This window comes from Halanaerobiales bacterium (genome assembly GCA_035270125.1).
GTDB lineage: Bacteria > Bacillota > Halanaerobiia > Halanaerobiales > DATFIM01 > DATFIM01.
On sequence record DATFIM010000237.1, the window covers coordinates 1 to 6,336 of the forward strand.

Consider the following 6,336-nt stretch of genomic DNA (forward strand, 5'->3'; position numbering starts at 1 on the left):
GGATAAAATAACCAGTAACTACTAATAGAAATATAAATAAATCCAAATAACCATCCATATAAAAAGGTGTTTTTTATATTAGACTTTTTTATTATTACAAAAATAGGAATAAATGAAAAATAACTTAAAAAAAACAAATCAGGAAAATAAAAAGGCAGTGTTATTAAAATAGCAGAAAGAGATAAAATAAATAATATCAATTTTCATCCTCCTAAAGATACTTTTTTAAACCTTTGATATCTTTAACTATTAATTTTGAATTTGTTAATTCAACTAAATTATTTTTGCGAAATTCACTTAAAGTTCTACTTACGGTTTCTCTTGAAGTTCCAATAAAATTTGCTAAATCTTTTTGACTTACATCTAATACAAATTCATCCTGTTTATTTCCAAAATCCTTTATCATATCCATAATCAATCTCGCTATTCTTCCTTTTGTATTTCTTAAACCTAAATTTTCTATTCTATGTTGAGCTTTGGCCAATTTTTGTGCCATTACTTTCAACATTCCCCAGCCAATTTGAGGATTTTTATTAAAATATTCTTTAAAATCATCTTTATATAAAAAATCAACTTTAATATCTTCTAAAGTTCTGGCTGTAGCAGGATAATCATTAATTCCAAATAAAACTACTTCTCCAAAAACGTCTCCAGGCTGTAATATTTCTAATATTTGAATACTACCATCCATTTTAGTTTTCATAACTTTTACTTTTCCCTCTTTTAAAAAATAAACTCTATTTCCTTTTTCACCTTCCTGAAAAAGTGTATATCCTGCTGGATATGTTTTAGTTTTAATAAATTTGTTTATTTCAGTTAATTGTGTATCATTTAATTCAGAAAATAAAATAAATTTTTTTAAATATTCAAAGTCCTTGTCACTCATTAATAACACCTCTCAATCATTTAAAGTTTTTCAATACTTATTATATCAATAAATAGTAGTAATAGTCCAATGAAAAACAGACCACATAACTGTGGCCTGTTTATTTAATCATATATATTTTTTTAAAATTTAATTATTTTCTTCTTCTCTTTTTTTCTGAGTAATAATTTCTTCAGCCTCATCATGAGGAACTTTTGCAAAATGAGAAAATTCCATTTCAAAATTACCATAACCACCTGTGATCGACTTTAGATCAGTAGTATAGGCAAACATTTCAGCCTGAGGAACTTCAGCATTAATTATTTGATGTCCATCCTGAGGATCCATACCAAGAATTCTACCTCTTCTTGAATTTAAATCTCCCATAATGTCTCCCATGAAATCTTGAGGAACAGTTACCTGAACTTTCATAATTGGTTCAAGTAAAACTGGTTTAGCTTTTTGCATCCCCTGTCTAAATGCTTTAGAAGAAGCTATTTTAAAAGCCATTTCAGAAGAATCAACATCATGGTATGATCCATCATATACCACTACTTTAACATCTACCACTGGATAATGAGCAAGTGCTCCTTCTTCCATAGCTTCCTTTACTCCTTTTTCAACAGCAGGTATATATTGTTTTGGGATAGCTCCTCCAAAAATTTCTTCATCAAATTCAAAACCTTTACCTCTTGAAAGAGGTTCTATCCTTAAGAACACATGACCATATTGGCCACGGCCACCAGATTGTTTTTTGTATCTTTCTTCTACCTTTGTTTTCTTTTGAATTGTTTCTTTATATGCAACTTTTGGCGTCTTAGTTTTAAAACCAACTTCAAATTTTCTTTTACACATATCATTAATAACAGAAAGGTGAATAGTACCCATACCTCTAATCAACATTTCTTTTGTTTCCTTATTATATTCCACTTTAAAAGTTGGGTCTTCTAATTTATAACGATTTAAAGCAGAAGATAACTTTTCATCATCTCCATCTGGAATAGCAGCCTGAATTAACATCGGTTCAGGAAATTCAACTTCAGGAAGAATAAAATCAAGACCTTCAGAACAAATTGTATCTGAAGTTTCTAATTCATCAATTTTAGCTACTGCTCCTATTTCACCAGCAGTTAACTCATCAACTTCTTTTTGTTCAGAACCATTTAATTTATAAAATTTAGTAGTGGAGAATGTTTCATTAGATCTTGGAATATACACTTCTGTATCTTTATCTAAAGTTCCTGATAATATTCTGAATATTGATAATTTCCCTATATAAGGATCAACCATAGTTTTCCCAACAAATCCAACTAAATCTCCATCTTGGGATTTTTCTATTTCAACTTCATTTCCCTCACTATCTTTTCCTTTTATTTTACTATTATAAACAGGTGAAGGTACCATATCTACTATATCATTTAATAAAAGTTTTATTCCTGAATTCTTCAGAGCTGAACCAGATAAAACTGGTACCATATTACGCTCTCCTACACTTTGTTTTAAAACTTTTATCATTTCTTTATCACTAATCTCTTCATCTTCAAGATATTTCATCATTAATTCATCATCTTCTTCAACCACTTTTTCCATAAATTCAATTCTATAATCTTCAACTTTTTCATACATTTCATCAGTAATTTCTTTGCTTTCTCCATCTAAGTTTATATATTCTTTAGTGAGAAAATTTATTACTCCTTTATATTCTCCATCTTCATAATGTGGAATATTTAAAAGAACAAATTTATCATCAAATTTATCTTTTAATTCTTCATATGCATCTGCAAAATCTGCTCCTTCATCATCAACTTTATTTATAAAAACTAAACGAGCAAGATCATTTTCTACCGCTTTCTTCCAGACATAATTGGTGTTTACCTCAATTCCAGCAGTACCGTCAAGTAATAATACTGCTCCCTCAACCATGTTTAATGCACTTACTACTTCCCCTTTGAAATCAGCATAACCAGGAGTATCAATCAAATTTACTTCTCGATTATTCCAATTAAATGTAAAATATGAATTATTAATTGAATATAAATGCTCTTTTTCCTCAGGTATGAAATCAGATTTTGTTTTCCCGTTTTCAACAGTACCTACATCATTTATCTCACCTGCATTATGTAAAACGTTCTCTGTTAGAGTAGTCTTACCCGCACCTCCATGAGATATAAAACAAACATTCCTAATATTTTTTAAATTTGCCAAGCTTAACACCAACCTTTCTAAGATTTAGTAGCACTAATTTTTTTAATTATTAGTGAGAATACTATCGTTTCTATCTTAAATATTCTATATATATAAAATAAATCCTGCAATATTTTGAATATTATTTTTAATTCTTAATATTAAAAAAATTGATTATTATTTCATTCTAATATTTTTTCAGCCATATTTTTACCAAGTTCGTCACATTTTTGATATTTATCGTCATCAGGAGAATGTTTAGCTTCAATTACAGGTTTTAATAATTCAAATTTATTATTATTAGAAAACTTCTTAATACCTTTAACTCCTCCTCCACTCCAACTATAAGAACCAAATATGCCTAAATAACGATCAGATAGCTTTCTATTTGCAAGAGCACTTAATAAACTTTCTACCGGTGGAAAAACTTTAGTATTATAAGCACAACTACCGATTATTACCCCTTTATATTTCCAAATATCACTAATCATATAAGAATTATCTGATCTAGCAGCATCATAAACAACTACATTTTTTATTCCATTTTCTGCGATAGACCGGGCTATTCTTTCAGCCATTAATTTAGTATTTCCATACATTGAACCATAAACTACAACTACTCCATCTTCAGCTTGATGACTGCTTAATCTATCATAAAAATCAATAATATATTCAGGATTTTCTCTCCAGACAGGGCCATGAGTGGAAGCCACTACTTCAATAGATAAATCCGAAAGTTTATCTAAAGCTTTTTGAACCATTCTGCTGTATTTACCAACTATATTAGAAAAATATCTAATTATTTCATCATCATAATAATCAGTATCAATTTCATCATCAAAAACTCCACCATTAAGTGCTCCAAAACTACCAAAAGCATCACCAGAAAAGAGTACTTTATCTTTAGTATCATAAGTCATCATAGTTTCTGGCCAGTGAACCATAGGTGTTAAATGAAATTCTAATTTTCTATTACCTAAATCTATTGTATCTCCATTACCTACTATTTCTAATCCTTCACTAATATTATAAAAACCTTCAAGAAAATCAACTGTTTTCTTGTTACCTACTATTTTTAATTCAGGATATCTTTCTTTTATAGCTTTTATATCTCCTGAATGGTCAGGTTCCATATGATTAATTACCAAATAATCAAGTTTTTTATCTCCTAAAATATCTTCAATCTTTGCAATATAAGAATCATGAAAGTTAGATTTAACTGTATCAATTAAGGCAGTTTTTTCATCAACTATTAGATAGGAGTTATAGGAAATTCCTTTTTCTAAGGGCCATAAAGCTTCAAAAATATCAGTTTCTCTATCATTAACACCTACCCAATAGATGTCATCATTTAATTTTACACTACGATTCATAAAAACTCTCCTTTCAATTTATAAAATAATAGTTTATATTTTGTTCTAAATTACTTATTCAAGAATATTAAAGAAAATCCTTCAAAAAAAATAATCCTGTAATCTTACAGGATTATAATAAATTAAATTTATATTTTATTTTAGTAAAACTTACGCTTTAACATTTTTACTTCCAGGTTTATTAATTGGAATTCCCTGTTCACATAGTTTACATTCATTTTTTTTATATGAATCAACTTTTAATTTAAGTAGTGGTTTAAAAGGATAATTAAACTTTACTTCTCCATTGCTTCTATCTACTAAAGAACTAATTCCTACAATATCAGCCTTAGAGCCTTCTAATAGTTCAACCACTTCTCTAACAGAACCACCAGTGGTAACAACGTCCTCGACAATTAATACCTTTTCCCCTTTTTTAACTTCCAAATTTCTTCTAAATTTCATTTTCCCATTTTTTCTTTCACTAAATATATTTCTTAACCCCATCTTTGAGGCAACTGCATAAGAAATTACTATACCACCAATTGCAGGTCCTACTACTAAGTCAATATCTTCCTCTTCCCAAATTTCAGCTATTTCAGCAGCTAATTTATTAGTATACTCAGGATATTGAAGTATCTGAGCACACTGTAAATAAGTATCTGTATGTCTCCCAGAACTTAATTCAAAATGACCTGTTTGAATAACATTAGTTTTTTTGAATAATTCAATAATTTCTTTTTGATTCAAAATATTACCCCCTCTTTTATTTATGAGCCTCTCCAATAATTTCGCTAATATTTTCAATATTATTTTCTTCTAAATATTCTTTTATTTGTGATACTATAGTTACAGATGCTGCTGGATCTCTCAAAGTAGCAGTCCCAACTCCAACAGCCGAAGCTCCAGCTAATAAAAATTCTATAGCATCTTTTCCATTCATAATTCCACCCATACCTATAATAGGAACATCAATGGCTTCATAAATTTGATAAACCATTCTTAATGCTACCGGTTTTACTGCTGGCCCAGAAAGTCCACCAAAGGTGTTAGCCAATACAGGTTCTTTTTTATCAATATCAATAGCCATTCCCAGTAAAGTATTAATTAAAGATATTATATCTGCCCCACCTTCTACAGCAGCTTCAGCCATTTTTACAATATCTGTTACATTAGGACTTAATTTTACTATTATTGTTCCTGAATAAACTTTTGCTACCTCTCTAGTAACCCTATAAATCATTTCTGGATCAGTTCCAAATGCCATTCCACCATCTTTAATATTTGGACAGGAAACATTCACTTCAATGGCATCAATACAGTCTTCATCTTCTAAACTTTCTGCTAATTGTACAAAATCCTTAACTGAATATCCAGATATATTAGCAATAGCAGGAACTTCCAAAGTTGCTATTTCAGGAATAACTTCCTGTTTAAAATTATCAATTCCTGGATTTTCCAGACCTATTGAATTTAAAACACCGGCAGGAGTTTCAGCTATTCTTGGAAGTGCATTACCTTCTGATTTATCAACAGTTATTCCTTTTAAAGTAATAGCTCCTAAATCTTTTACTGATAAATATTCATCTAATTCTGTACCAAAACCAAAAGTACCAGAAGCAGTTATTACCGGATTTTTCAATTTTAAATTAGCTAACTTTGTCTTTAGATTATTTTTATTCATCAAATATCACTTCTTTCAAAGGAAAAACTGGCCCTTCCTTACAGGCCCTCCTGTTTCCATTGATAGTTCGAACTGTACAAGATAAACAAACTCCTACTCCACAGCCCATTCTTTCCTCTAAAGATGCTTCTGCTTGAATATCATTATTTACTACTATTTTTTTCAATTCTTTCAACATAGCAGTAGGACCACAACTATAAATATAATCAATTTCCTGTTTATCTTTAATTAAACTTTTTAAATAATCGACT

Annotated in this window: 7 protein-coding genes; all 7 read right to left on the reverse strand. The window is 29.3% G+C overall.

Features of this window, described 5'->3' with window-relative positions:
• Positions 1 to 200, reverse strand: a 200-nt coding sequence (locus VJ881_11545; GenBank protein HKL76689.1) for a copper homeostasis protein CutE, incomplete at its 3' end; no start/stop codon positions are given.
• A gap of 11 nt (positions 201 to 211) precedes the next feature.
• Positions 212 to 886: a Crp/Fnr family transcriptional regulator gene (locus tag VJ881_11550; protein ID HKL76690.1), complete on the reverse strand. Its 675-nt coding sequence runs from the start codon at positions 884 to 886 to the stop codon at positions 212 to 214.
• Positions 887 to 1,015: 129 nt separating this feature from the next.
• Positions 1,016 to 3,070, reverse strand: coding sequence for an elongation factor G (fusA, locus tag VJ881_11555; protein HKL76691.1), 2,055 nt, complete (start codon positions 3,068 to 3,070; stop codon positions 1,016 to 1,018).
• Positions 3,071 to 3,231: 161 nt separating this feature from the next.
• Positions 3,232 to 4,422 carry an FprA family A-type flavoprotein gene (locus VJ881_11560; GenBank protein ID HKL76692.1) on the reverse strand — a complete coding sequence of 397 codons (1,191 nt, stop codon included), beginning with the start codon at positions 4,420 to 4,422 and terminating at the stop codon, positions 3,232 to 3,234.
• Between the two features lie 150 nt (positions 4,423 to 4,572).
• Complete coding sequence (gene pyrE, locus VJ881_11565; GenBank protein HKL76693.1) at positions 4,573 to 5,151, reverse strand: orotate phosphoribosyltransferase; 579 nt, start codon at positions 5,149 to 5,151, stop codon at positions 4,573 to 4,575.
• Between the two features lie 16 nt (positions 5,152 to 5,167).
• Complete coding sequence (locus VJ881_11570) at positions 5,168 to 6,085, reverse strand: dihydroorotate dehydrogenase (GenBank protein HKL76694.1); 918 nt, start codon at positions 6,083 to 6,085, stop codon at positions 5,168 to 5,170.
• The coding region (locus tag VJ881_11575) for a dihydroorotate dehydrogenase electron transfer subunit (protein ID HKL76695.1) at positions 6,078 to 6,336 on the reverse strand (259 nt) is incomplete at its 5' end. The genes VJ881_11570 and VJ881_11575, both read right to left, overlap by 8 nt.